The sequence below is a fragment of the Nocardia wallacei genome, assembly GCF_029868745.1.
GTDB lineage: Bacteria > Actinomycetota > Actinomycetes > Mycobacteriales > Mycobacteriaceae > Nocardia > Nocardia wallacei_B.
This window is the reverse complement of sequence record NZ_JARWOP010000177.1, coordinates 1-25673: the sequence shown is the minus strand read 5'-3', so window position 1 is coordinate 25673 and position 25673 is coordinate 1. Positions and strand designations below refer to the sequence as shown.

At 72.0% G+C, this 25673-nt stretch carries 17 protein-coding genes; 10 read left to right on the top strand and 7 right to left on the bottom strand.

Annotation, left to right across the window (positions count from 1 at the left end; genetic code table 11):
• The first annotated feature begins 20 nt into the window (after positions 1-20).
• The 3 genes from QH470_RS14885 (at position 21) to QH470_RS14875 (ending at position 11388) form a co-directional block, all read left to right on the top strand.
• Positions 21-9506 carry a non-ribosomal peptide synthetase gene (locus tag QH470_RS14885; RefSeq protein WP_280272943.1) on the top strand — a complete coding sequence of 3162 codons (9486 nt, stop codon included), beginning with the start codon at positions 21-23 and terminating at the stop codon, positions 9504-9506.
• The gene (locus QH470_RS14880) at positions 9503-10492 is read left to right on the top strand and encodes an ATP-binding cassette domain-containing protein (RefSeq protein ID WP_280272942.1); all 990 of its coding nucleotides are present in this window, start codon (positions 9503-9505) and stop codon (positions 10490-10492) included. Before QH470_RS14885 ends, QH470_RS14880 begins: the two co-directional genes overlap by 4 nt.
• Positions 10493-10605: 113 nt before the next feature.
• A complete protein-coding gene (locus QH470_RS14875; protein WP_280272945.1) occupies positions 10606-11388 on the top strand; it encodes an ABC transporter permease in 783 nt (260 codons plus the stop codon).
• 65 nt (positions 11389-11453) lie between these two features.
• Here the strand turns inward: QH470_RS14875 and QH470_RS14870 are convergent, their stop codons facing one another.
• The gene (locus QH470_RS14870) at positions 11454-11789 is read right to left on the bottom strand and encodes an RNA polymerase-binding protein RbpA (RefSeq protein WP_187688593.1); all 336 of its coding nucleotides are present in this window, start codon (positions 11787-11789) and stop codon (positions 11454-11456) included.
• A gap of 279 nt (positions 11790-12068) precedes the next feature.
• On the opposite strand from QH470_RS14870, the gene QH470_RS14865 reads away from it, so the two are divergent.
• Positions 12069-12377, top strand: a complete 309-nt coding sequence (locus QH470_RS14865; protein ID WP_280272941.1) for a hypothetical protein — start codon at positions 12069-12071, stop codon at positions 12375-12377.
• Between the two features lie 54 nt (positions 12378-12431).
• Here the strand turns inward: QH470_RS14865 and QH470_RS14860 are convergent, their stop codons facing one another.
• Positions 12432-13478, bottom strand: coding sequence for a hypothetical protein (locus QH470_RS14860; RefSeq protein ID WP_280272940.1), 1047 nt, complete (start codon positions 13476-13478; stop codon positions 12432-12434).
• A gap of 202 nt (positions 13479-13680) precedes the next feature.
• Positions 13681-14346 carry a M23 family metallopeptidase gene (locus QH470_RS38225; protein WP_425302670.1) on the bottom strand — a complete coding sequence of 222 codons (666 nt, stop codon included), beginning with the start codon at positions 14344-14346 and terminating at the stop codon, positions 13681-13683.
• Between the two features lie 182 nt (positions 14347-14528).
• Between QH470_RS38225 and QH470_RS14850 the strand changes: the two genes are divergently transcribed.
• A complete protein-coding gene (locus QH470_RS14850) occupies positions 14529-14858 on the top strand; it encodes an ArsR/SmtB family transcription factor (protein WP_280272939.1) in 330 nt (109 codons plus the stop codon).
• Here QH470_RS14850 and QH470_RS14845 read toward each other — a convergent pair.
• Positions 14840-15826 carry a glycosyltransferase family 9 protein gene (locus tag QH470_RS14845; protein ID WP_280272938.1) on the bottom strand — a complete coding sequence of 329 codons (987 nt, stop codon included), beginning with the start codon at positions 15824-15826 and terminating at the stop codon, positions 14840-14842. The genes QH470_RS14850 and QH470_RS14845 overlap by 19 nt on opposite strands.
• Positions 15827-16168: 342 nt before the next feature.
• Here QH470_RS14845 and QH470_RS14840 point away from each other — a divergent pair, with 342 nt between their 5' ends.
• Positions 16169-16519: a hypothetical protein gene (locus QH470_RS14840; protein ID WP_280272937.1), complete on the top strand. Its 351-nt coding sequence runs from the start codon at positions 16169-16171 to the stop codon at positions 16517-16519.
• 160 nt (positions 16520-16679) lie between these two features.
• Positions 16680-17384 (top strand): diiron oxygenase, encoded by a 705-nt coding sequence (locus QH470_RS14835; RefSeq protein ID WP_280272936.1) that lies wholly within the window; start codon positions 16680-16682, stop codon positions 17382-17384.
• Here QH470_RS14835 and QH470_RS14830 read toward each other — a convergent pair.
• On the bottom strand, positions 17331-19223 hold the full coding sequence (locus QH470_RS14830; RefSeq protein WP_280272935.1) for a glycoside hydrolase family 15 protein: 1893 nt from the start codon (positions 19221-19223) through the stop codon (positions 17331-17333). The two genes, QH470_RS14835 and QH470_RS14830, sit on opposite strands and share 54 nt — an antisense overlap.
• A 285-nt stretch (positions 19224-19508) precedes the next feature.
• On the opposite strand from QH470_RS14830, the gene QH470_RS14825 reads away from it, so the two are divergent.
• Positions 19509-19928: a DUF7144 family membrane protein gene (locus QH470_RS14825; protein WP_280272944.1), complete on the top strand. Its 420-nt coding sequence runs from the start codon at positions 19509-19511 to the stop codon at positions 19926-19928.
• Between the two features lie 5 nt (positions 19929-19933).
• Here QH470_RS14825 and QH470_RS14820 read toward each other — a convergent pair whose 3' ends face one another.
• Together QH470_RS14820 and QH470_RS14815 are read right to left on the bottom strand one after the other, a co-directional pair.
• On the bottom strand, positions 19934-22489 hold the full coding sequence (locus QH470_RS14820) for a winged helix-turn-helix domain-containing protein (RefSeq protein WP_280272934.1): 2556 nt from the start codon (positions 22487-22489) through the stop codon (positions 19934-19936).
• Positions 22490-22608: 119 nt separating this feature from the next.
• A complete protein-coding gene (locus QH470_RS14815; RefSeq protein ID WP_280272933.1) occupies positions 22609-22935 on the bottom strand; it encodes a hypothetical protein in 327 nt (108 codons plus the stop codon).
• Between the two features lie 160 nt (positions 22936-23095).
• Here QH470_RS14815 and QH470_RS38220 point away from each other — a divergent pair, with 160 nt between their 5' ends.
• Together QH470_RS38220 and QH470_RS14810 are read left to right on the top strand one after the other, a co-directional pair.
• On the top strand, positions 23096-23518 hold the full coding sequence (locus QH470_RS38220) for a WhiB family transcriptional regulator (RefSeq protein WP_425302669.1): 423 nt from the start codon (positions 23096-23098) through the stop codon (positions 23516-23518).
• 147 nt (positions 23519-23665) lie between these two features.
• On the top strand, positions 23666-25673 hold a 2008-nt coding region (locus tag QH470_RS14810), incomplete at its 3' end, for an ATP-binding protein (RefSeq protein WP_280272932.1).

Here is a 25673-nt window from a genome sequence, read left to right as displayed (position 1 = left end):
CGGCCGCTTGTTTCGACCGATTGCGCTACCGGGTCCGCGAAACCGACCTGGCCGCCTTCTCCAATTCGGACGTGCCGTTCGCGCGGCGGGGCGTGGTGGTGAACCCGGCGCGCGACGCCGGCCGCCACCCGCTGTTCCAGGTCATGCTCTCCTACGAGAAGACCCCGGAGCTGCGCATCGATCTGCCCGGCGTCGCGGCTCGGGTGCTGCCGATGGACATCTCGGTCGCCAAATTCGATCTGCAACTGACCGTGCACGAGCCCGCGGGCGACGACGGCCCGCTGACCGCCGAATTCGGTTACGCCACCGATGTTTTCGACGCGGACACGGTCTCGGCGCTGGCCCGGCGGTTCGTCCGGCTGATCACCGCCGCGGTGGCCGCGCCCGAGGTCCCGGTGGGCGATCTGGCCCTCCTCGACGCCCGCGAGCACGGCAAGCTGGTGCCGATCCAGGGCGCGCCCGGCGTGCCGCCGATCACGCTGGCGCGGCTGCTCACCGAGACCGCCGAGCGGCTGCCCGACGCGGTGGCCGTGCGTCACCTCGGCCGCGACACCACCTACCGGGAACTGGACGAGGCATCGAACCGGCTGGCGCGGGTGCTGATCGAGAACGGCGCCGGCCCGGAGATGGTGGTGGCGATCGCGCTGCCGCGCGGGCTGGACGCGATCACCGCCGTCTGGGCGGTCGCCAAGACCGGCGCGGCCTACGTGCCGGTCGACCCCGGCTACCCCACCGACCGGATCGCGCACATGCTCGCCGACTCCGGCGCCATGCTCGGCCTGACCGACGCCGAATGCGTTGCCGCCATGCCGGATTGGCCGGTGCGCCGCGGCCGGCACCGCAAGCAGTACGTGGACTGGCTGCTGCTGGACTCGCCGGAGCTGGCGGCCGCGGTCGACCGGTGCCCGGCCACCCCGGTCACCGATGCCGACCGGTATCACCCGCTGCGCGTCACGCACCCGGCCTACCTCATCTACACCTCCGGGTCGACGGGCACACCCAAGGCGGTGGTGGTGACGCACGCCGGGCTGGCCTCGCTCGCCCACGAGCAGATGCACCTGTTCGGGGTCACCGATTCCGCACGCACACTGCACTTCTCGTCGCCGTCGTTCGACGCCTCGGTGCTGGAACTGCTGCTCGGCTTCGCCGCCGGGGCCACCGTCGTCGTCGCGCCCGCGGGCCTGTACGGCGGCGCGGAACTGGCGCGGCTGCTGCGCGCGGAGCGGGTGACGCACGCCTTCATCACCCCGGCCGCGCTGGCCACAGTCCCGCCCGAGGGCCTCGACGAGTTGCAGGCGGTCATCGTCGGCGGCGACGCCTGCCCGGAGGAACTGGTGCGGACCTGGACCGCCGGGCACCGCATGCACAATATGTACGGCCCGTCCGAGGCCACCGTCGCGGCCACCGCGACCGGCCCGATGTCCGCGGACGCCGCCGTCCCGATCGGCCTGCCGGTGCGCGGCATGCGGCTGTTCGTGCTCGACGCCCGCCTGCACCCGGTGCCGCCCGGCATCCCCGGCGAGCTGTATCTGTCCGGCCCGGGCCTGGCCCGCGGCTACCTCGGGCGCCGCGGACTGACCGCGCAGCGTTTCCTCGCCAACCCGCACGGCCGCCGTGGAGAGCGCATGTACCGCACCGGCGACCTGGTGGTCGCCGACCGGACCGGCCAGCTGCGCTTCCTCGGCCGCGCCGACGACCAGGTGAAGATCCGCGGCTTCCGTATCGAACTGCGCGAGATCGACCACGTGCTGCGTGCGCACCCCGGGGTGCGGTTCGCGCTCACCGTCGTCCACCACGGCGAGCACGGAAACGCCCGTCTCGCTTCGTATCTCACCGCCGACGGCACGCTCGACCCGGCCGCGGTGCTGGAGACCGCGCGGCAGCGGCTGCCCGGCTATATGGTGCCGGCCGCGATCACGGTTCTCGACCAGGTGCCGATCGGCCCGTCGGGCAAGCTGGACCGCAAGGCGCTGCCCGAACCGGAATTCACCACCGCGGGCCCGTCGCGGGCGCCGGGCACCGACCTCGAACGCCGCGTCGCCGACGTGTTCGCGACGGTGCTGGGGCATCCGATGCCCGGCGCCGAAGACAGCTTCTTCGACGCGGGCGGCAACTCGTTGCTGGCCACCCGCCTGACCGCGGCGCTGCACGCGGAGTTCGGCGTCGACCTGCCGGTGCGGGTGATCTTCGAGGCGCCGACGGTCGCGGGCGTCGCCGCGCAGCTGGCGCGGGCCCCGCGCACCCGCCGGACGCCGCTGGCGGTGCGGACGCCGCGCCCGGACCGGGTGCCGCTGTCGCTGCCGCAGCAGCGGGTCTGGTTCCTCAACCGCTACGCGCCCGAATCCAGCGCCTACAACATCGCTTTCGTGCTTCGCATCGACGGCGAACCCGACGTGGGCGCGTTGCGCGCGGCGGTGGGCGACCTGATGGTCCGGCATGAGGTGCTGCGCACGGTCTTCCCCGAGGACTCGGCCACACCCGCGGGAACCGGCGCGTACCAGCGCGTCCTGGAACTCGACCGGTGCCTGCCGGCGCTGGACTCGATCACCACCGACGAGCCGGGCGCCGACACGGCGCTGCGCGAGCTGGCACAACGCGGATTCGACCTGACCCGCGAGATCCCGCTGCGGGCCACGCTGCTGCGCACGGGCCCGCGCCGCCACCTGCTCGGCATCGTGCTGCACCACATCGCCGCCGACGGCTGGTCGCTGATCCCGCTGACCCGGGACCTGGCCGTCGCCTACACCGCCCGCCGCGGCGGCGTCGCTCCGGCTTGGCCGCCGCTGCCCGTCCAATACGCCGATTTCAGCCTGTGGCAACGGGATTGCCTCGGCGACGAATCCGACCCGACCAGCTCCGCCGCCGCCCAACTGTGGTTCTGGCGAGAGACGCTGGCGGACCTGCCGGAGGAGCTGCCGCTGCCCTACGACCGTCCGCGCCCGGCCCAGCCCACGCAGCGCGCCGGGACGATCCGATTCGAGGTGCCCGGCGACCTGCAGCGCGCGCTGGAGGAACTCGCCCGCGGCCAGGGCGTCAGCCTGTTCATGGTGCTGCGCTCGGCGCTGGCCGTCCTGCTGCGCCGCACCACCGGCAGCCGCGACATCGTCATCGGCACCCCGGTCGCCGGACGCACCGACCCCCAGCTCGACGACCTGGTCGGCATGTTCGTCAACACGCTGATGCTGCGCTCGGACGTCGACCCGGACCGTGACTTCCTCGAACAGCTGCGGGTGGATCGCGACGGCGAACTGGCGGCGATGGCGCACGCCGAGCTGCCCTTCGAACGCATCGTGCAGGAATTGGGGCACGGCGCCGGCGCCCTGCGCCCGCTGCTGCAGGTCGCGCTCACCGTGGAGGACGACAGGGTTCCGGCACTGGAACTGCCGGGCCTGCGGTTGCACGCCGAGGAACTCGACATCGCCACCGCCAAGTTCGATCTGGAGCTGCGGGTGCGGCCCGATACCGACACACCGGACCGGGCGTTCGAATTCGTCTACGCCGCAGAACTTTTCGACGCGGAGACGGTACGCACCCTGGCCGACCGGTTCGCCATGGTGCTGGCCGCCGTGGCCGCGGATCCGCGGATCCGGGTGCGCGATGTCGACGCCCGCACCGAGCGCGAGCGCACACTGCTCACCCCCGCGTACGGGCCGGTGCCGACCCCGCAGTGCAGCCTGGCGAACTACTTCACCGCCACCGCGCACCTGCACCCGCACCGCGTCGCCCTGCGCTTCGGCGAGGTCGAACTCACCTACGCGGAGGTCGACCAGTACTCGAATCGCCTGGCGCGGGCGCTGATCGGGCGAGGCCTCGGCGCCGGTGACCGGGTGGCGATGGGCCTGACCCGGTCCATCGAGTCGGTGGTGACGATGGTGGCGGTGGCGAAGTCGGGCGCGGCGTTCGTCCCGGTGGACCCGAACTACCCGACCGACCGGGTCCGGCACATGCTGACCGACTCCGGCTGCGCGACCGGCATCACCCTGGCCACGCACCGGGACCGGCTGCGGGCGGCCGCGGCGGGCGGGCGCGACACCCACTGGCTGCTGCTCGACGATCCGGACATGATGGCCGAGATCGAGCGCCAGGATCCGGCCACCGTCACCGACGCCGACCGCGTCCGCACGGTCTGGACCTCCGATCTGGCGTACCTGGTCTACACCTCCGGATCCACCGGCAGGCCGAAGGGCGTGGCCGTCACCCACGCCGGGCTGTCCAATTTCGCCGATGAGGTCCGCGACCGGATGCGCGTCGAACGCGATTCGCGCACATTGCATTTCGCCACCCCCAGTTTCGACGCGGCGATCTTCGACCTGCTGCTGGCCGTCGGGTCGGGCGCCACCATGATCATCTGCCCGCCCGACGTCTACGGCGGCGACGAGCTGGCCGAACTGATGGACCGCGAACGGGTCAGCCACACCTTCCTGACCCCCGCCGCGCTGGCCACCATCGACCACGAGCGCTGGCCGCTGCCGCACCTGAAGTCGCTCGTGGTCGGCGGCGAGGCGCTGAGCGCGGAACTGGTGTCGCGCTGGGCGCCCGGCCGCTCGATGCGCAACGGCTACGGCCCGACCGAGACCACCGTGGTCATCACCGCGACCGACCCGCTGCGCGCGGGCGAGCCGATCACGATCGGCACCCTGTTCCGGGGCGCCCGCGCGCTGGTGCTCGACGAACGGCTGCGGCCGGTGCCGGTGAGTGTGCCGGGTGAGTTGTATCTGGGCGGCCAGGCGCTGGCCCGCGGCTACTTCGACCGGTTCGGGCTCACCGCCGCGCGTTTCGTCGCCGACCCCTACGGACCCGAGGGCGCCCGCGTGTACCGCACCGGCGACGTGGTGCGCTGGAACGAGCGCGGCGAGATCGTGTATCTCGGCCGCACCGATCACCAGGTCAAGATGCGCGGCTTCCGGATCGAACTGGGCGAGATCAGCGAGGTGCTCACCGGGCATCCCGCGATCCGGTTCGCGCACACCGAGGTTCGCGAGATCGCGGGCACCGACCGGATCGTGTCGTTCGTGCAGCCGGTCGACGCCGCCGCGCTGGACCTCGACCGGATCCGCGAGCACGTCGCGGAACGCCTTCCCGCGCATATGGTTCCGAGCAGTCTCACCGTGCTCGACACCATCCCGCTCACCCCGGTCGGCAAACTGGACCGCGCCGCCCTGCCGTCACCGCGGCTGCTGGGCACCGCGTCCCGCGAACCGGCGACCGGCACCGAACGCATGGTCGCCCGGGTGGTGGCGGAGCTGGTCGGCGCCGAATCGGTCGGCGCGGACGACAATTTCTTCGAGGTCGGCGGCAACTCGCTGCTCGCGACCCAGCTGGTGGCGCGGCTGGCCGCGGCCACCGGGACGCGGCTGGAGGTCCGCGCGGTGTTCGCCACCCCGACCGTGGCGGCGCTGGCGGCCCGGCTGGACAGCGGCGCCGGCGCGGACGGCACACCCGAACTGGCCCGGCGCGCCCGGCCGCAGCGAGTGCCGCTGTCGGCGGCGCAGCGGCGGCTGTGGTTCCTCGAGCGGTTCAACGCCTCCGGCGGCGACGAGATCGCGGGCGTCTACAACGTTCCCGTGGCGCTGCGGCTGCGCGGCGCGCTCGACAGCGGGGCGCTCGAGGCCGCACTGCACGCGGTGCAGCGGCGGCACGAGACTCTGCGCACCGTGTTCCCCGAACTCGAGGGCGAGCCGTTCCAGCGAGTCCTCGACCCGGCCGCGGCGGCCGCGCCGCTGCCCGTCACCGCGATCGCCGAGGCGGACGTGGCGGCCGAGGTCCGGCGTTTCGCCGCGGCCGGATTCGACCTCGCGACCACGGTCCCGGTACGGGCGGAACTGCTGCGCCTCGCCGCCGACGACCACGTCCTGGTGCTGGTCGTCCATCACATCGCCATGGACGGCTGGTCGCTGGAACCGCTGGCCGCCGACGTCGCCACCGCCTACCGCGCGCACGCCGCGGGCACGCCGCCGCAGTGGGCGGAACTGCCGGTCCAGTACGCGGATTACACACTGTGGCAAGGCGATACGCTCGGCAGCGAGGACGACCCCGACTCGACGGCGAGCCGCCAGCTCGACTACTGGCGCCGCACCCTCGACGGACTGCCCGAACTGCTGAGCGTGCCCGCCGACCGTCCCCGGCCGCCCGTCCCCACCTATCGCGGGGGCACGGTCGAGTGCGAGATCGACGCACGGACGCACCGGGAACTGCACGCGGTGGCCGGGCAGCACGGCGTCACCATGTTCATGGTGCTGCACGCGGCGCTGGCGACCCTGCTGCACCGGCTGACCGCGGTCGACGACATCGCCGTCGGCACCCCCATCGCCGGGCGCGGTCACCCCGCGCTGGATCCGATGGTCGGCATGTTCGTGGGCACCCTGGTGCTGCGCACCCGCATCGACGGCGGCGCCTCGTTCACCGACCTGCTGCACGCGGTGCGCGACACCGACCTGGAGGCGTTCGCGCACGCCGACGTGCCGTTCGAGCGGCTGGTGGAGGTGCTCAATCCGGCTCGCTCACAATCGCATCACCCGATGTTCCAGGTCATGCTGTCGGTGCGGAACCAGCCGGTGCGCGTGCTGGAACTGCCCGGCCTGCGCATCGAGGCCGCCGACGCCGACCCGGGCATCGCCAAATTCGATCTGCAGTTCACCCTCACCGAATCGTGGCGGTCCGGGGCAGCGGCGGGCGAGCGGGAGCCGGGCGGCATCACGGTCTCGGTGAACTTCGCCCGCGACCTGTTCGACGACGCGACGGGCGCCGCGCTGGGCCGCAGGTTCGCGCGGCTGCTGACCGCCGCGGCCGCCAATCCGGCACTGCCCGTGGGTGATCTGGAACTGCTCGACGCCGCGGAGTGGTCCGGCCTGGCGCCGGTGCGCGGCCCGGCCGCCGATCGTCCCCGCACCTTCCCGGAGGTCTTCGACGCGGCCGTCGCGGCCAACCGCCGGTCGGTGGCCGTGCGGGCGGGCGACACGCAGATCACCTACGACGCCCTCGATCGGTGGACCAACCGGCTCGCCCGGGTGCTCATCGGACTGGGCGTCGGGCCGGAAACGCTGGTGGCCCTGGGCATTCCGCGCTCCGCGGAGTCGGTGGCGGTCACCCTGGCCGTCGCCAAGGCGGGCGCGGCGTTCGTGCCGGTCGACCCGAACTACCCGGAGCACCGCATCCGCCACATGCTCACCGATTCCGGTGCGGCGCTGGGCATCACGCTGTCGGCGCACCGGGAGCGGATGCCCGACGGCACGCGGTGGACGGTGCTCGACGCCCCGGCGTTCCGGCGGCGGGTGCTGCGCGCCTCGGACGCGCCGATCACGGCGGACGAGCGACTCGGCGTGCTGCGCACCGACAATCCGGCGTACGTCATCTACACCTCCGGGTCGACCGGCGTCCCCAAGGGTGTGGTCGTCACCCACGGCGGCCTGTCCAACTTCGCCGCCGAGACCGCGCAGCGCTTCGACGTGCGGCCCGGTTGCCGCATCCTGCACTTCGCCACGCCGAGTTTCGACGCGGCGATGCTGGACCTGCTGTTCGCGCTGGGCGGCGCCGCGACCGTGGTGATCACCCCGCCCGGCGTGTACGGCGGCGCCGACCTGACCCGGGTACTGACCGAGGAACGCATCACCCACGCGTTCATCACCACCTCCGCCCTGGGCACGGCCGACCCGGCCGGAGTCACCGACCTGCGGCACGTGCTGGTCGGCGGCGAGGCCCTGCCGCCGGATCTGGTGACCCGGTGGGCGCCGGGCCGCAACCTGCACAACGTCTACGGCCCGACGGAGACCACCATCGTCACCGTCATCTCGCAGCCGATGACGCCCGGCGGGCCCATCACCATCGGCGGGCCGATCCGGGGCGTGCACGCGGCGGTGCTGGATTCCCGCCTGCACCCGGCGCCGGCCGGCGTCACCGGCGAGCTGTATCTGGCCGGTCCGGCGCTGGCCCGCGGCTACCTGCGGCGGCCGGGCCTGACCGCGCAGCGGTTCGTGGCCAACCCGTTCGGCAAGCCGGGCGAACGCATGTACCGCACCGGCGACCTGGTCCGGTGGACCGACCGCGACGGGCATCGGGAGCTGGAATACGTCGGCCGCACCGACCACCAGGTGAAGATCCGCGGCTTCCGCATCGAACTCGGCGAGATCGACGCGGCCCTGTCCCGGCACCCGGACGTCGAGTTCGCCACCACACTCGGTCACCGCACTCCGGCCGGAGCGACCGCGCTGGTGTCCTACGTCAAGCCGTACGCGGGCCGCACGCCGACCCCGGCCGCTCTGCACGCGCACGCCGCCGAGCTGGTGCCGAATTACATGGTCCCGCAGTCGATCATGCTGCTGGACCGGCTGCCGCTCACCCCGGTCGGCAAGCTCGACCGCGCCGCGCTGCCGGAGCCGGTCTTCGGTGCTCGCACCGGGTACCGGGCGCCGGCCACGGCGATCGAGGCGGCCCTGTGCAAGGCGTTCGCCGACGTGCTCGGGGTGGACACCGTGGGCGCCGACGACGGATTCTTCGAACTCGGCGGCAACTCGCTGCTGGCGACCAAGGTGGTCGCGCAGATGCGGGCGGCGGGCATCGAACTGCCGGTGCAGGTGATGTTCGGCGAGTCGACACCGGCGGCGGTCGCGCGCCGGCTGGAGGCCTCGGCGGGCGACGCCCTGGCGCTGGCGCTCGAGCCGCTGCTGCCGATCCGGCCGGTCACCGATTCCGGTGTGGCGCCGCTGTTCTGCGTGCATCCGGCGATCGGGCTGGCGTGGTGCTATTCGGGTCTGCTCGCGCACCTGCCCGCCGACCGGCCGGTGTACGGCTTGCAAGCGCCGCACGTCAGCGGCGGCGACGACCACAACTCGCTGGTCGAGGCCGCGAAACACTATGTGGCACAGATCAGGTCGGTCCAGCCGCAGGGGCCGTACCACTTACTGGGCTGGTCGCTGGGCGGCCTGATCGCCCAGGAGATGGCGGTGCAGTTGCAGAGTGCGGGGGAGCGGGTGGCGCTGCTGGCCATGATGGACAGCTACCGGCTGTCGGACGAGTGCCTCGAGCACGCCATCCCGGGCGTCGCCGACATCATCGGCGAGTTCGGCAGCGACCTGCTCGGCGGCGACCACGCGGTCGACCCGCGGCTCACCCTGCGCGACGCGGCCGACCTGCTGCGCAACCGGCCGGGCCCGTTCGCGGCGCTCACCGTCGACCACCTGCAGCGCCTCTACAACGGGTACGCCAACGGCGCGGTGCTGGCGCACGGCTTCCGGCCCCGGGTCTTCGACGGCGACCTGCTGTTCTTCACCGCCGCCGACGACGAGATCAACCGCGCCGACCCGGCCCGCCGCGCCGAGGCCTGGCAGCCGTTCGTCACCGGGACGGTCGAGGACCTGAAGGTGCGCTGCCGCCACTCCGGGATGACCACCCCGGAGGCCCTCGCGATCATCGGCCCGGCGCTGCGGGAACGACTGGGCGGCAGCACTTTCGGCGGCGGGGCGGCGCCGCACGACGCACGAGCCGACGACGCGAAGGAGAAACGGGTATGAGTCTGGCGGTGGAGGTCGGCGGCCTGGTCAAGTACTACGGCCGGGTGCGCGTCCTCGACGGGATCGATATGGACATACCGTCGGGCACCGTCATGGGCCTGCTCGGCCCCAACGGGGCCGGTAAGACGACGACCGTGCGGATCGTGACCACGCTGCTCGCGCCGAGCGCGGGCACCGTGCGGGTGGCGGGGGTGGACGTGCTGCGCGACCCGGCCCGCGCCCGCACCCGGATCGGGCTGTCGGGGCAGTACGCGGCGGTCGACGCGAACCTGTCCGGCTTCGAGAACCTGCGCATGGTGGCCCGCCTGTACGGCATGTCGCACCGGCAGGCGGCCGTGCGCGCCACCGAACTGCTGTCGGCGCTGGGTCTCGATCATGCCGCGGACCGCCGCGCGGGCACCTACTCCGGCGGCATGGCCCGGCGCCTGGATCTCGCGGGCGCGCTGGTGGCGCGGCCGGCGGTGGTGGTGCTGGACGAGCCGACCACCGGCCTGGATCCCCGGGGACGGCTGGACATGTGGCGGGTCATCGGGGATCTCGTCGACGACGGCACGACCGTGCTGCTCACCACGCAGTATCTGGAGGAAGCGGATCTGCTGGCCGACCGCATCACCGTCATCGATCGCGGTCGGGTGATCGCGCGCGGTTCCGCCGACGAGCTGAAGACCTCGATCGGCGGTGACCGGCTCACGGTGACGCTGGCCGCCGGTCAGGATCCGCAGCCGGCGCTGTCGGTGCTGGCCCAGATCGGTGTCGGTGAGCCCGCGCACGAGCCGGGCAGCGAGCAGGTGTCGATCGTGGTGGGTGCGGGCTCCCGCACCATGGTCGAGGCGCTGCGCCGCCTCGACGACGCCGGGGTGTGCGTGGTCGACGCGGACGTGCACCGGCCCACCCTCGACGACGTGTTCCTGTCGCTGACCGGCACGCCCGCCGCGCCCGCCGCCGAATCCGAGACAGACGATGTAGCAGAGGAGATCATGTCGTGAAGACCGCCCAGCTCGACGCGGATTCCATTGCGGGACAAGCCGAGTCGGCGACGCCGGAACAGGCCGACCGGGCGCCCGAGCGGGGCGTCGCCGATATCGCCGCGCCGGTGCGGGTGTTCCGCGACAGCGCGATCGTCGCCTACCGCAACCTGGTGACGATCCTGCGCGTGCCGACGCTGCTGGTGACGGCGACCATTCAGCCGCTGATGTTCGTGTTCCTGTTCGCCTACATCTTCGGCGCGTCGCTGGGCGGCGGCCAGTACCGCGAATTCCTGCTGGCGGGCATCTTCACCCAGACCGTCGCCTTCAACGCGGCGTTCACCACCGTCGGCCTGGCCAACGATCTGCAGAAGGGCATCATCGACCGGATGCGGACGCTGCCCATGTCGCGGCTGGCGGTGCTGATGGGCCGCACCCTGTCCGATCTGATGGTGAACGTGCTGGCGCTGGCGGTGATGGTCGGCTGCGGCTATGTGGTCGGGTGGCGCATTCACGGCGGAATCGTGGACGCCGCACTGGCTTTCGGGGTGATCCTGCTTTTCGCGTTCGCGATGTCGTGGGTGGGCGCGCTGACCGGTCTGCTGTCACCGAGTGTGGAGGTGGCGCAGAGCGCGGGGCTGATCTGGCTGTTCCCGCTGACCTTCGTCTCCTCGGCGTTCATCTCGAGCGAGACGCTGCCCGGTCCGCTGCGCACGATCGCGGCGTGGAATCCGATCACCGCGGTGGCCGCCGCGGGCCGGGAGCTGTTCGACAACGGCGCGCCGCCGTCGTTCACGCCGCCGCACGGCTGGCCCGCCGAGCATTGCGTCGCCTACGCGGTCGCCTGTTCGCTGGCCATCCTCGCGGTGGCCGTGCCGCTGGCGCTGTTGCAGTACCGCAAGGTCGCCAGTCACTGACCCGCCGTACGACAATGCCCCCTCGATCGAAAGATCGAGGGGGCATTGGTCGTTCGTCGCGGAATTCAGCGCCCGCGGCGGGTCTTGAGCAGTTCCAGACGCTCCTGCAACAGCTCCTCCAGCTCATCCTTGGACCGGCGCTCCAGCAGCATGTCCCAGTGGGTGCGCGGGGGCTTGGTCTTCTTGGGCTCCTGGGTGGTGCCCTCGATCAGGATGCCTTCCTGGCCGTTACGGCACAGCCAGGTGGGCGGGATCTCGGCGTCGTCGGCGAAGGGAACATCGAACTCCTCGCCGTTGTCGGTCCGGTACCGCGCCACCCGACGCGGCGCCAGGTCGTGGTCGCGGTCGGTCTCGTAGCTCACCGCTCCGAGCCGGCTGCCTCGGAGTACGCGATCTGCCATGGTGTGCGGTCCTCTCTAGCCTGTCGGCAACGCTCCTACATCTGTACGAACGCGCGACGGCATACTTCAGTTCCCGGCGACGGTCAACCCCAACATTCTAGTAGTTTCCCCCGCGCCACGTCATCGGGGTGCCGCGAGCGGCCGTCGTGCCGCCGGTGCGGGTGGTACGGGCGTGTGGCGGGTTGGCCCGGCGAGTCGTTTGCGTTCGGCTCGCGCGCGGCTATCGTGTCCGGCGTGCTTTGTACGCCCAGGCAAGGTCGTAATGTCCCCGATCGCCGAATGTCCTGTCTGTGGTGCGGGCGTGAGATCGCCGAATCGGAGGTGGGGCGGCGGCGCCGGTACTGCCGCCAGTCCTGCCGGCAGCGGGCCTACGAGCACCGGAAAGGCTTGGAGGGCACCGGGATTCCGGAGGATTCGGTGGTCCTCAGCGCCCAGGAGGCCGCCGATCTCGCCGACCGCTGGTTCGCTGCCCGCTGCGCCGCCGAGGACGTCGCGACGGCCGTCGCCGAAGGCGCCGACGCCGCCGAATTGGCCGATTTGGCCGCTACTCTCGTTGCCCTCACCAAGGACGCCGAGCGCCTGCGGTGATCGAATCGAGGAAAGGTTCGGACCTACCGGCCTGATCGGCGTGGCGGGCGAGGGTCACCGCGACCGCGTCGGCAGCGGCAGGCGGTCCGGTTGCGCGGTGATCTCCCCGGAATGAAGGAGCACGGTGCCGGTGCGCGCCTCGCTGTGCGCCCGCAGCGTGATGACCAGGCCTGCGGCGATGGTGAGCGCGACCAGTGCGGCGGCGGTGAGGGCGGTGGTCCGATCGGGGTGCAGCAGCGGTTGAGCGTGCAGGGCTTGCCGCAGCAGGACCGCGAGCAGCCCGGCGTAGCCGATGGCGAGCACGCCGACGAGCCGGGCGCGGATCCGTTCGGTGAGCCACGGGTGCCGCCGCGCCAGCCAGGCCAGCGCGACCGCCGCGGCGAGGAGCACCTGGATCCCGTGCAGACCCGCGAAATGGGGGACGCGCAGGTCGCCGCCGGTGGTGCTCCAATGGGTGATCGGCATGGTGTCGCCGCCGTCGCGCAGCGGGTCGGGGGTATCGGTCACGGTGTGCCCGGCGGCGAGCGGGACCGGGTGACCGCCGGCGTCGCGGGCGGTCTGCTCGCCGGTGAATCCCATCAGGTATCCCAGCGCCATGCCGGCGACCGCGAGCGCCAGACCGGCGTGGATGGCGCGCGTGGTGGGGCGGTCGAGGATCCGCTGCCAGGCGAGTACGAGCACGATCATCAGATTCGCCACGAACAGCCCCGGCACCCCGGACGCGAAGACCAGCTGCCCGATGTCGTTCACGCGGTCGGTGTGGTCGGCGTTGAAATGGCTGAACGTCCCGCGCGCGGCCTGCAACACGATGAACCCGACATCGACGAATCCGGTCACCGCGAATACCGTGCCCATCCACCAGGTGGCCCGGGATCCCTTGTGCGGCAACGACAACAGCCATGCCAGCGTCCCGGAGTAGAGCGCGAACGCCAGCCCGAACTTGAACGGTTTCAGCCACACCGACTCACCGAGCAACTGCCGCTCGTCGACGGCCATGGCCGCGAGCGAGAACACCGCCAGCACACCCATGATCCCGGTGGCCACGAGCAGCGGCCGATGCCAACGCCGCAGGGGCGGAACGAAAACAGCGGTGGAATCCATACCCCGACGCTAGAAATCACGACCCCGCGCCCACGTCCCCCGCGGGTGCTGTCCGCACCCGCTACCCGGGTATGAGGACTCGCTCCCCGGCCCTACCGCTGCGGGACTCTCCGGCGAGGCTCGAATGTCGCTGTCCGCCAGCACGGTTGGGCAGGGGAGCGGTGCCCGGGTGTGTCCGCAGCATGGCTTGCGGCCTGGTGCGTCAGTCCTGTAGACCGCCGAGTTCGATGCCGCGGGCGATGAGCCAGGGGATGGGATCGATCTTCTCGCCGTGGTCGTGGGTCCATACCTCGTAGTGCAGGTGCGGGCCGGTGGAGAAGCCGCGATCGCCGACGGTGGCGATGACGTCCCCGGCGCGGACCTGCTGCCCGACCGTGGCCAGGATGTCGTTGACGTGGCCGTAGACACCGACGGTGCCGTCGTCCTGCTGGACCCGCACCCACATGCCGAAACCGGACGCGGGCCCGGCCTCGATGACCACGCCGTCGGTGACGGCGGCGATCGGTGCGCCGAGCGGCTCGGCGAAGTCGATCCCGGCGTGCAGGGCGCCCCACCGCATGCCGAACAGCGAGCTGAGCGCGCCCGCCACCGGGCGCACGGTGCGCGGCCGGGTGTCCATGGCGGCCTTGGCCATCGCCCACTCCGCGGGCGGTTGTGGTGCGGCGGCGGGCTGGTCCTGCGGGATCGGCGCGGCGGCGGGCGCGGGCGGCAGGGTGCGCTGTACGGCGGCCAGCCCCGCGGCCGAGCTCTCACCGTGGCTGTCGACGACGGCGAAGGCCCCGGCCGAGGCGCCGACGACGGCGGTGAGCGCGACGGCCCGGGCAGCGCGCCGGACCCGGTGCAAAGGTAACGGAACGGTCACGGGCATGGCTGGGAACCTACGACAGATCGCGCGCGGTTCCCCACTCCTGTCGTGACCGTCACAGCGCGGCAAAGTCCCCGCTGATCTATCACGGTCCGATAACGACCGCAGGTGAGGCCGCCGCGACCGGGCGGATCGGCGACGCCGCCGCCTTGACCGGACAGTGCCGGAACCAGCACTCTGTTTTAGTGCCCACTAACGGAGTCAGGGCCCTGGTCGCCCTGGCGGATCCGACCCGGCGAGCGATCTTCGAGGCGTTGCCGCAGTCGCCGCGCGCGGTCGGGGAGCTGGCCGCGACGGTCGGCGTCAGCAGCTCGGCGGTGTCGCAGCATCTGCGGGTGCTGCGCGAGGCGCGGCTGGTGATGGTCCGCCCGCACGGCACCCGGCGGCTGTATTCCCTGGATCCCCGCGGCCTGGCCGACGCACGCGACTATCTGGAACAGTTCTGGCCGAGCGCGCTCGCGGCCTATTCGGCGGCGCTGTCGGAAGCCGGCGACCGCTATCCGACGCGGCGGTAGGCGGCGCCCGGACGGTCGGTGTCGGCGCCGGGCCAGGGGCGCTTGCGTAGTTGCTTGTCGAGCGCGTCGATCACCTCGGCGACGCTGATCTCGAGCAGGCCCGGGTCGGGGGTGTCGGCGTGGTGGTCGCCGGTGCGACCGGCCCACAGCACGACGTGGCGGCCCAGCAGGTGCGGTGGCGGGCCGCTGTGGCTGGGGGCGGTGGGCCCGAACAGCAGGACCGTCCGGGTGCCGAAGGCCGTGGCGAGGTGGGCGACGCCGGTGTCGCCGCAGACCACCAGCGCGGCCTCGGCCACGGTGGCCGACAGCTCGATGAGGTTCTGCTGCCCGGCGAGGACGTGCCGGTGCGGCAGCCCGGCGCGGGCGGCGATGTTCAGCGCGATCTCGCGTTCGAATTCGTCGCCGGTCAGCACCACCTCGCGGCCCTGCACCAGCAGATGCCGGACCACGGCGGCGAAACGTTCCGGGGGCCAGCGCCGCGCGGGCGAACCGGCGCCGATGTGCACGACCACGCAGTCGCGGTGACTGGTGGTGGCCACCGGCGGCACGAGCCCGAGGTTGCGGCGGTCGGCGGCGATGCCGTCGGCTTCCAGCAGATGGCACCAGCGGTCGACGTCGTGCATGTCCTGCTGCCAGGCCGGTCCGGCCAGCTCGGGGAAGGCGGGATTGCGGTAGGTGAGGATGCGCGCGGGGTTGGTCTTGGCCAGTTCCACGATGCCTTCGGTGCCGGCGCCGTGCAGGTTGACCGCCAGTGCGGGCGCCTCGCCGTCGTAGCGCAGGCTTTCCGGGTCCGGGGTCGGCACCATCGCGTCGACGGACGCGATGAGATCCACGATCGGCTTCAGCCGATGCGGCGCGGCCAACGCGATGTGATCGTGTGGCCTGGCCCGGCGCAACGCGCGGAGAGCCGGGACCGCGGTGAGTAGATCACCCAGCCCGCGTGCGCGCAGCACGAGTACAACCGCCACCCTCTTCTCCTAGCCATCCACCAAGCGACCCACGACAACCCGACCCACTTCGCCCCCGCGCCGGGAGGGCGCGGCATGGACTTGAGAGAGCCACTTGGAGAGGACTACCCGAGTGTTGCGAACGTGAAACGCGTAATCGCAGCGAGATGTGCCGCATCCGTCCGTCCGCCGGGACGGCCTCCGCGAGGTGGTTGCGACACGCCTTCGCCCACCGGTTTCCCGCTCGGCGGCGATTCAATCGGGGTACGGCGAGACGGGTCCGGGCGCATCGTCCGAACGGTCCGCGATTTTCCTACTACCGCGTGTCGTTGACGGGGGTTCGATCAACTACGCTGTGCAGTCATGACATTCGTCTACAACCTGGTGGTCGTGACCCACGTGCTCGGCCTGGCCGCGGTCATCGGCGGGTACGCGTCGGCCCGGCCGAAGGTGAACGAGGTGATGGTCTGGGGCGCGCGGGCACAGATCGTCACCGGTCTGATCCTGGTCGGCATGGCCGACGGCATCGACTCGCTGGACAAGGATCTGGTGCTGGCCAAGGTGATCGTGAAGCTGGTGATCGCGGTGGCGGTCGCGGGCCTGGCCGAGGTCGCGCACGCGGATGCCAAGCGCGGCAAGGTGGTCGCGTGGATGGCGGACGCCGCGGGTGGTCTGGCGATCGTGAATGTCCTCGTGGCGCTGCTGTGGACGTGATCGCGCCGCGGCCATAGCGCGTTGACTTCCGCTGAGACGGCGGTCACACTCGTGTCTGTATTCGGGCCCGCCGGTCGGCGTGCGGTTCCGGTCGTCCGGCGAGAGTGCGTGAGGGACAACGATGTCCAGCGGAGACCACGATCATCTCCCTGTCACCGCGATGGCGCGTGTACCGGCGTGCCGATTGGTGAGCCTGCCGTCTCCCGGATTCCGGGCTCCCGCGGCGGAGCTGGATCGCTTCCACCGGCACCGGTTGTCGCTGTACGGCAGCTGGCTGTGGTGGCGGCTGGACCGCTCGCAACGCCGCGGCCTGAGCCGCCGCGAACTCGTGCGGGTACTCACCGCGGGCATGTGCGCGCAGTCGGTGCTGTCGCTGCTGCCGGAGCATGGCGCGGCGTCGGGTCCCGCCCGGCCGCTGTCCGGAAGCGTTGATACACACCGCAATTCGTCGTTGTTCCGGCGGCTGGCCGCGGCGACCGGCGTGGTGCCGTACCGGCCGCCGCCGGCGGTGCGGCTGGCCGCCCGCGCCTCGGCCTGGCTGCCGCCGGGCCCGATGGATCCCGGCGTGCTGGTGTTGGCCGAGCAGGTCGCCGCGCAGCTGGCGGGCGCGCTCGCCGACGACCCGCAACGGCAGGCGCACGTCCGGCGAGTCGCGGGCCTGCGGTTGTGTACCGGGCTCCGGCATCTGGAACACGCCCGGGAGGACCTCGTCGCCGCGGTGAGTTCCCGTGCGCCGGTGGCGAATTCGCTGCGCCGATGGGCGCTGGCCGCGACGACGGCGGCCGCGCACGCCCTAGTGATCCACCCGGAGCTACGGCATGCGGGCCGCGGCGAACTCGACGCGTTCGCCGCTGCCTGGTTCTGACCCGGGCCGCGCGGTGGCGTCGTCCGGGCCGTCGAGGGCGGCGTCGAGGGCGAGGGCGGCGTCGATCAGAGCCAGATGGGTGAAGGCCTGCGGGAAGTTGCCGAGCTGCTCGCCGGTGAGGGCGATCTCCTCGGCGTACAGGCCGACGTGGTTGGCGTAGGTCAGCATCTTCTCGAAGACCAGCCGGGCCTGCCCCAGGTTCCCGGCCCGGGCCAGCGCGGTGACATAGGTGAAGCTGCACAGCGAGAAGGTGCCCTCGGTGCCGCGCAATCCGTCCGGGCTGGCCTCGGGGTCGTAGCGGTGGACGAGGCTGTCGGTGACCAGTTCGTGCCGCATCGCGGCCAGGGTGGACAGCCACCGCGGATCGCGCGGCGCGACGAATCCGACCTGCACCATCCGCAGCAGCGACGAGTCGAGCACCTCGGTGTCGTAGTGCTGGACGAAGGCGTGCCGCCGCGAGTTCCAGCCCCGCGACCACAGCTGGTCGTGGATCCGGTCGCGCTGTATCCGCCACTGGTCCACGGGGCCGGGCAGGCTGTGGCGGTCGGCCAGGCGCAGTGCGCGGTCGAACGCCACCCAGCTCATCACCCGGCCGTAGGTGTAGTCGGCGCGCCCGCCGCGGGTCTCCCAGATGCCTTCCTCCGGCTCGTCCCAGTGTTCGGTGAGCCATGCCAGCAGGCCGAGGATCGACTGCCAGCCGTCGTGGCCGACGCGCAGGCCGTGCCGGTCGGCTTGGTCGATGCTGTCGAGCAGTTCGCCGTAGATGTCGAGTTGCCGCTGGCCGGAGGCGTCGTTGCCGATGCGCACCGGGCTGGATTCGCGGTAGCCCTCGAAGTGGTCGAGGATTTCCTCCCGCAGCTGTGCGGTGCCGTCGACGCGGTACATGATCTGCAGCGGTTCGCCGGTGTCGCGGTAGCGGGCGCGCAGCCACTGCGCGAATTCGGCGGCCTCGTCGGTGAATCCGAGTGCGAGCAGTGACGAGATGGAGAAGGAGGCGTCGCGGATCCAGGTGTAGCGGTAGTCCCAGTTGCGTTCGCCGCCGAGCTGTTCGGGCAGGCCCGCGGTGGGTGCGGCGATCAGGGCGCCGGTCGGTGCGTAGGTGAGCAGTTTGAGGGTGATGGCCGAGCGATGCACCATTTCCCGCCAGCGGCCCCGGTAGTGGGAGCGGGCCAGCCAGGTGTGCCAGAAGTGGACGGTCTCGTCGAAGACCTCCTCGATGTCGGCCACCCGGACGGGGCGCGGCGGCTGCGGCGCGCCGGTGTCGAGGACGAAGCCGCGGACCTGTCCGGCGCTGAGCGGCAGCAGTCCGTGCAGGTCGCCGTCCTCGGTGAGTTGCACCTGCGCGAGCCGGGCGTCGCCGGGTTCGCGGACCGCGTGCAGGGTCAGGCCGAGGTCGCCGGCGTCGAAGGTCGCGCCGTCGGCGGTCGTGGTGGTGACGTGAGTGCGGCGGCCGTAGTCGAAGCGGGGCGCGACGTCGATCTCGAAGGTGATCCGGCCGCGGACGCAGCGCAGCATGCGCACCAGCCGGTGGTCGTCGGTGGTGTCGCGGCCGGCGGGCGGCATGAAGTCGATCACCTCGCCGGTGCCGACGTCGGTGCTGAAGCGGGTGATCAGGATGGCGGTGTCGGGGAAATACATCTGGCTGCTGCGGAACGGCCGCTGGGCGGGGCGGATCCGGCAGTGCCCGCCGCGGCGGTGGTCGAGCAGCGCGGCGAACACGCTCGGCGAGTCGAAGCGCGGGCTGCAGAACCAGTCGACGGTGCCGTCGACGGTCACCAGTGCGGCGGTGTGCAGGTCGCCGATCAGTCCGTGGTCGGCGATCGGGGGGTAGTCGGTCACGCGAACCTCCTGGGTTGCGGGCGGATTCCTCGTCGGTGATCCCGGCGGGCGGGTCCGTGGTGCGGACCGGTCGTATGCCCGTGGCAGCGGGCGGGCCCGGATCGCCGAGTGTGGCGGACTACGACTGTGCCGCTCGCCCGGTGCGGGTTCCTCGTTCGCGGCGAATGAATTCCGGGTGGCGAGAAGGGGTTTCGCGGTTGTTCATCCGGCGCGGGGGAGGCCGGGCGCCGGTGGGGTGCGGCAGTGTCCTGGGTCGTCCCATCACTGTTCTGGAAGGGGTTGGCCATGCTGGAGTCGGTGGAGTTCGAGCCGAGTGCGGAGGGTGGTGCGCTGCCCGGCGGCGTGCTCGCGGCGACGATACTGCTGGTGACCGTCGGCGTGCTGGACATCCTGCAAGGGATCTCCGCGGTCGGCGCCGACCAGCTGTACGTCGTGGGTGTCGAGTACATGTACCGGTTCGACACCACGGCGTGGGGGTGGATCCACATCGTCGTCGGGATCACTCTGGTGCTGATCGGTATCGGTTTGATGAGCAGCACGCGGTGGGCGCGGATCGCGGCGATGGTGGTGGCGGCGCTGTCGATCGTCGCGAATTTCATGTCCCTGCCGTACTTTCCGGCCTGGTCGTTCCTGGTTATCCTGCTGGATGTGGTGGTCATCTGGGCGGTCGCGACCTGGCACGTCCAGTCGGTGCGGGCGCGGTGATCCGGTCACAACAGCCCGCTGCGGCGGGCGAGGTCGAGAGCGTCGGCACGGGTGCTGCTGCCGAGTTTGGCGTGGATGCCGCGCAGGTGGGTCTTCACGGTGTTGATCGAGACACCGAGGACGTCGGCGATCTGCTGCGCGGTGCGCCCGGACGGCAGCTGATCGAGCACGGTCCGCTCGGTGGGCGTCAGGCGCGGCGGCCGGTGCCGGCGGGCGAGCGCGGGATGGTGGCGCACGAGGGCGGCGAAATCGTTGTCGTGGCCGAAGGTTCCGGTGTGCGCGTCGAGGAGTTCGCGGGTGCCGGGCACATCGAGGAACGGCCGCACCAGGCGTTGCGGTGCGGCGTGGTGCACGGCGGCGGCGATCGCGCGGCGCGCCTGGGGCGGATTGCCGAGCGCGGTGTGCGCGGCGGCCGCGAGCAGCCATGCGGAGACGATCCCCGGCGTGGTCCCGGAGGTCGTCAGCAGCGGCTCGACCAGGGTGTGTGTGGTGCCCGGGTGCTGTTCGAGCGCGACGGCCGCGCGCGCGAGGGTGAGGTCGGGGCTGTCGCCGAGCACCGTGGCGGCCTGATCCACGAGCAGTCGCGCGGAGTGGACGGCGGCGACGCCGAGCAGCACCGACACCACGTGCGGGAGGAGCCGCCCCGCGACGGTGGGCAGCGGCAGCGGCCGGCGCAGCAGGACGACGGTGCTGCGCCGGACCGCTTCGGCGGCGGTGTACCGGTCCTCGGCGGTGTCGAAGGCGAGCAGCCGGGTGACGACCTCGAGGTGCCGTTCGCGGCCGGCGGCGGGGGCGGTGCGCGCGGGCGGCGGTTCGACCGGTTCGCCGCGCAGGTATCCGGCGAATGCCGCGAGGGTGCAGGCCCGGTCCACCTCGAGGTGGTCGCCGAGGCCGTGGCGCGCGGCGACGGTGACCGCGTGCGCGGCGTGGTCGTGCATGCGGGCGATGGCGCCGCGCACGCCCGCGGCGATCGCGAGCCGCACCGAGGCGCGGACGCTCAGGGCCGCGTTGCCCGCGGCGTCGGCCAAGGCCAGGCCGTGGCGCAGGTGCTGTTCGGCGGTGCGCAGGTCGTCGTGGGCGAGGGCGACGGTGCCGAAGCGGACGGCCGCGTAGGCGTCGAGGTCGGGTTGCCCGGTGGCGGGCAGGCGGTCGGGCAGCCGGAATTCGGCGAGTCCGACGCCGGTCCGCAGGGCGACTCCCGCGCTCGCGGCGGCGGTCAGTAGCCGGATCCAGGTTTCGGGGGCGAGGGTGCCGGTGTCGGCGGGCCGGCGGTGCAGCAGGTCGAGTCGGATGACGGCCTCGGCGGTGTCGTCGCGTTCGACCGCGTCGACCGCGCGCAGCGCGTGCAGCAGCGGGTCGTCGGCCGGGATCGGGCCGCCGTGCTCGAGTTGCCGGAACAGGGCCGGGCCGTGCCCGTCGAGCACCATGCGCATCGCGGTGTCGCGCAGGAATCCGGGCAGCCGCGGGGAGCTCGGCACGCGCAGCAGGTGGTGCAGTGCCGACTGCGGCATGCGCGCGCGGCGGTACCAGTCGGCGGCGCGCACATGCAGCGCGGGCAGGTCGTGGTGGTCGCGCGCCTCGGTGAGCAGGTGGGCGCGCAGCAGCGGGTGGTAGGTGAACCAGAGGTCGCCGTCGCGGGCGTGCCGGGTCGCGGGGAAACCGGCGCGGACCAGTTCGCGCAGCACGGGAACGGCGCTGTCGCCGGTGAGTTGTTCGGCGAGTCCGGCGGTGAAAGCGCCTGGGACACTGGTGATTCGGGCGAACTGCCGCTGCGGGCCGGACAGGGGTGCGAGGACCTCGTCGGTGAAGAATTCCGCGATCGACGCGGGCGGTTCGGCCAGCGCGGCGAGCGCGGTCGCGGTGTCGGCGTGCCCGGCGAGGTGTCCGGCGGCGAGGGTGATCAGCGCGGGCCAGCCGCGGGTCAGGCCCATCAGCATGGCCAGTTCCGGGTCCGAGAGGTCGTGGTGGCGTCCGCGGCACAGTTGCGCGGCACGTACCTCGCCGAACGCCAGATCGGCCGCGTGCATGCGGATCATGCGTTGCCGCAGTTCCACGGTGTGCCAGCGCAGGGCGGGTGCGTGGCGCGCGGCGAGGACGGTGGTGAGATTCGGGGGCGCGTCGGTGAGCAGTTGCCGCAGGTAGCTGAGGTCCGCGGGCCCGGCGGTCAGGTGGGCGTCGTCGAGGATCAGCACGGTCGGGCGGGAGTCCGCGCGCAGGGTGGCGGTCAGCTGGGCGGCGTCGGCGGCCGGGTCGGCGCGGACGGTGTCGTCGGTCGGCACGGCGTGGACGCCCAGCGCCGCCGCGACTGCCGGGGCCAGCGGGCCGCCGGGGGTTGCGGTGACCCAGCCGATCCGGAGTCCGGGCCGGGTGCGGCACAGGTGCTCGCGGGCCCACTGGGTGACGAGGACCGTCTTGCCGGTGCCCGCCGGGGCGGTGATCAGCAGGACCCGGCCGCGCGCGGCGAGGGCGGTGTCGAGGCGGACGTACAATTCCGGCCGCGCGACGGGCGCGAATGCGAATTGCGGGAACGTCGTTCCGGTCGAAATGGATGAATCGGGCATATGTCTCTCCTGGATTCGGCTCGCCACGCGGGCGTATTTCTTCCGCTCGTTCCGCCGCCGAATTCCGGTTCGGGGGAAATCGGCGGCGGAAACGAGGTGCTCCGGGGTGTCGTGACGGTTCAGCGGGCGGCGACGGGGACGAACGGCGCGTAGTCGCGGACGTGCCCGTCGGTCCAGCCCCAGGCGATGGTGCCGTCGGCGGGGGCGCCGTGCTGCAGGTGCAGCTGCCAGCCGGACGGCGTCTTCCGCCAGATATCGCCGTCCCGGTCGCGGTACCAGCCGAATTCGGGCGGCTCGGGCGTGGCGCCGGGGGCTGGTCGCGCCAGCAGTTGGCCGGCGAGTTCCATCACGCGGTCGGCCACCGCGAGCAATCCGACGAGCACGGCGCCGGGCGCCGGGTCCGCGGCCGGTGTGGTGTGCGCTTCCACTGTCATCGGAATATTCATGTCGTTGCACTCCTACGGTTGTGAAGACATATTCCGAAGGATTGTCCGACCGGCGACTTCCATATTTCTTCCGCTGCAATTCCATATTACTTACCGGCGACTTCGGACCTGATTCGTTGTCATTTCGTAATTCATCTGGCGGGCGATATCCGGGGCTTTAATGAATACAGTGTCGGAATTCCGGGCGATCGCCCGGACGGTGACCGGGCCGCGGTGCGGTCCGGTCGAACGAGCAGGAGGCGATCGAGTGAACTGGCGAAAAGATGCGGCCTGCCGCGAGGCGGCGCCGGGGCTCTTTCATCCGCCACCGCCGCCGCGCGGCGATCCGGGGCAAGCGCTCGCATACTGCCGGCGTTGTTCGGTGGTGGCCGACTGCGCCAGGCATTCGCTCACCATCGGAGTACCCGGTGGGATAGCGGCCGGAGTATGGCCTGCCGGTGACCGCGACAGCGTTGCGCAATTACGCGTGATCGCTACCGGACGCGGCGCGCCGCGGCGCTGTGTGCGCTGCTGGAGGCTCATTCCGGGGTCGTCCGGGGATCGGCTCTGCGGCCGCTGCGGGTTCGCGGAGATTCCCGTGTGAATCGCGGATGTTGTTGGCTCCCAGCGTGTTTGCTGGACTATCTCGGCAAGGGTGGATTTGTCACCGCGCGAAGTCGGATGTAATTTACCGAAAGACTTTGCAGATAATTCGTGCTTTGCCAGCCCGACAGTCGGAGGGCGTCGAGTGATGATGTCGGATCTACAGGTTCAAGTGTTCGGTCCATTGCAGGTCTTGCTGGGTGGCCGGATCGCTCGCATCGGCGCGGGCAGGCAACGAGCGATACTCGGCAGGCTGGTCCTGGCCGGGGGAAAATCACTGGGTGCGGAGCGGTTGGTCGAAGATGTGTGGGAGGGATCCCCGCCGCCGCACGCCCCCTCGGTACTCCAGGTGCAAATCCACAATCTGCGCCGAATCCTGGAACCGACCCGAAGACCCCGGACACCGGCCCGGATTCTGGTCTCCGAGGGCAGCGGGTATGCGCTGCGATTGGATTCCGGAAATGTCGACGCGTGGCGGTTCGAGGAACTGCTCCAGGAATATGAGGATCGGGTGCACGCGCCGGCCGGGCCGCCCGGTCCGCTGGAGCGTTATCGAATGCTCGACACCGCATTGTCGTGCTGGCGCGGCGCGGCGTTCGAATCGTTCGCCGACGCCTCGTGGGCCGGTGCGGAATCGGCGCGGCTGACCGATCTGCGCGCCACCGCGATCGAGATGCGCGCGCAGGCCGCCCTCGAGCTCGACCGGGTGGGCGAGGTCGTGGCGGTGCTGCGGCGTCAGGTCGAGGAATTCCCGGGCCGCGAGGAGAGCGCCCGCCTGCTCGCCCTGGCCCAGTACCGGCAGGGTCAGCAGGTGGAAGCGCTGGCGACGGTGCGCCGGGTCCGCGAACATCTGCGCTCCGAGTACGGGATCGACCCCGGTCCCCGCCTCGCCGAACTGGAGTCGGCGTTCCTGAACCACACGGTGGTGCCCGACCGCGCACCGGAGGAACCGCGCACGGCCCCCGTGCTACCGGTCCCCGCCCAGCCCCCGCCGCTGCCCACCGCCCGCTCCGGGCACCCGGAAAGCGGTGCGGCGCAGGAGGTCTCGGAGGATCGCGTGTGCTACCCGGCCCAGTACACCGCGATTCTGGCGGCGGCGGGGGAGGCCCGCGCGTCGGGCGCGCGCCTGGTGTGGGTCCTCGGTGACGTCGGCGCGGGGAAGACCACCCTGGTCTGCGCCGCGGTGGCCGACCTCGCCGATGCGGGCTGGTTCGCCACCTACGCCAAGGCCCCGGAGGTCGACGGCGCGCCCGAGGCGTGGATGTGGCGCGAGATCCTGGCCGAACTGGGCGGAGAGTCGGTGCTGTCGGAGGACGTCGCCGCGCCGGTCGACCCGTTCACTGTCGTGCGGGCGGTGGCCCGGCGCTGCCGCGACCTGGCGGGCAAGGGACCGGTCGTCATCGTCCTGGACGACATGCACCGCTGCGACGCCGCCAGCCTGCAGGTGCTGCGGCAACTGGTGAGCTGGCTGCACCGCGAGCCGGTACTCGTCGTGGTGACCGCGCGCGGACCCGAACTGCCACCGGTGCTGCGCGCCACGGAAGCGGCACTGGCCGACCGGGTCGCCGCCCGCCTCGAACTCGCCGGGCTGGACCTGACCGGGACGCGGGCCATCGCCCGGGACGCCGGCCTGGTCGCGGTGGACTCCGACACCGTGGACTCGCTGCACCGGCGCACCGGCGGTAACCCGCTGTTCGTCCGGGAACTCTCGAAATACATGGCGGCGCAAGGAGAATCGCCGGTCCTGCCGCAGAGCATCCGGGCAGTACTCAGCGAACGGATCGAACGGCTGCCCCCGGACGCGCTCGCCGTGCTGCAACACCTGGCGGTGTGGGGCCGCGCGATCGACCTCGACGCACTGACCGCACTCGCCTGCGCCGAGGAGAGCGAGGTGGTCGACGGCATCGACACGGCGGCCGCCGCGGGCCTGGTCGGATTCGACCCCTTCGGCCGGATCGAACTGGACCACGCGCTGATCCGCGACACCGTCTACGACGGCATCCCGACCCTGCGACGGCGCCGGATGCATTGGGGCGCCGTCGAATTCCTGGAACGGCGCGCGGCCGACCGGACCGCCGACGCCGCCGACATCGCGAGCCTGGCCCACCACGCCGCGCGCGGCGCCACCCGCACCACGGCCGCGCACGCACTCGGAT

Excerpts from the sequence above, each read along its gene's own strand:
- QH470_RS14870 (WP_187688593.1), bottom strand. The coding sequence starts at position 11,789 with ATGGCAGATCGCGTACTCCGAGGCAGCCGGCTCGGAGCGGTGAGCTAC.
- QH470_RS38220 (WP_425302669.1), top strand. The coding sequence starts at position 23,096 with ATGAATACAGTGTCGGAATTCCGGGCGATCGCCCGGACGGTGACCGGG.
- QH470_RS14860 (WP_280272940.1), bottom strand. The coding sequence starts at position 13,478 with ATGGATTCCACCGCTGTTTTCGTTCCGCCCCTGCGGCGTTGGCATCGG.
- QH470_RS14880 (WP_280272942.1), top strand. The coding sequence starts at position 9,503 with ATGAGTCTGGCGGTGGAGGTCGGCGGCCTGGTCAAGTACTACGGCCGG.
- QH470_RS14840 (WP_280272937.1), top strand. The coding sequence starts at position 16,169 with ATGACATTCGTCTACAACCTGGTGGTCGTGACCCACGTGCTCGGCCTG.
- QH470_RS14820 (WP_280272934.1), bottom strand. The coding sequence starts at position 22,489 with ATGCCCGATTCATCCATTTCGACCGGAACGACGTTCCCGCAATTCGCA.
- QH470_RS38225 (WP_425302670.1), bottom strand. The coding sequence starts at position 14,346 with ATGCCCGTGACCGTTCCGTTACCTTTGCACCGGGTCCGGCGCGCTGCC.
- QH470_RS14865 (WP_280272941.1), top strand. The coding sequence starts at position 12,069 with ATGTCCTGTCTGTGGTGCGGGCGTGAGATCGCCGAATCGGAGGTGGGG.
- QH470_RS14815 (WP_280272933.1), bottom strand. The coding sequence starts at position 22,935 with ATGAATATTCCGATGACAGTGGAAGCGCACACCACACCGGCCGCGGAC.
- QH470_RS14825 (WP_280272944.1), top strand. The coding sequence starts at position 19,509 with ATGCTGGAGTCGGTGGAGTTCGAGCCGAGTGCGGAGGGTGGTGCGCTG.
- QH470_RS14835 (WP_280272936.1), top strand. The coding sequence starts at position 16,680 with ATGGCGCGTGTACCGGCGTGCCGATTGGTGAGCCTGCCGTCTCCCGGA.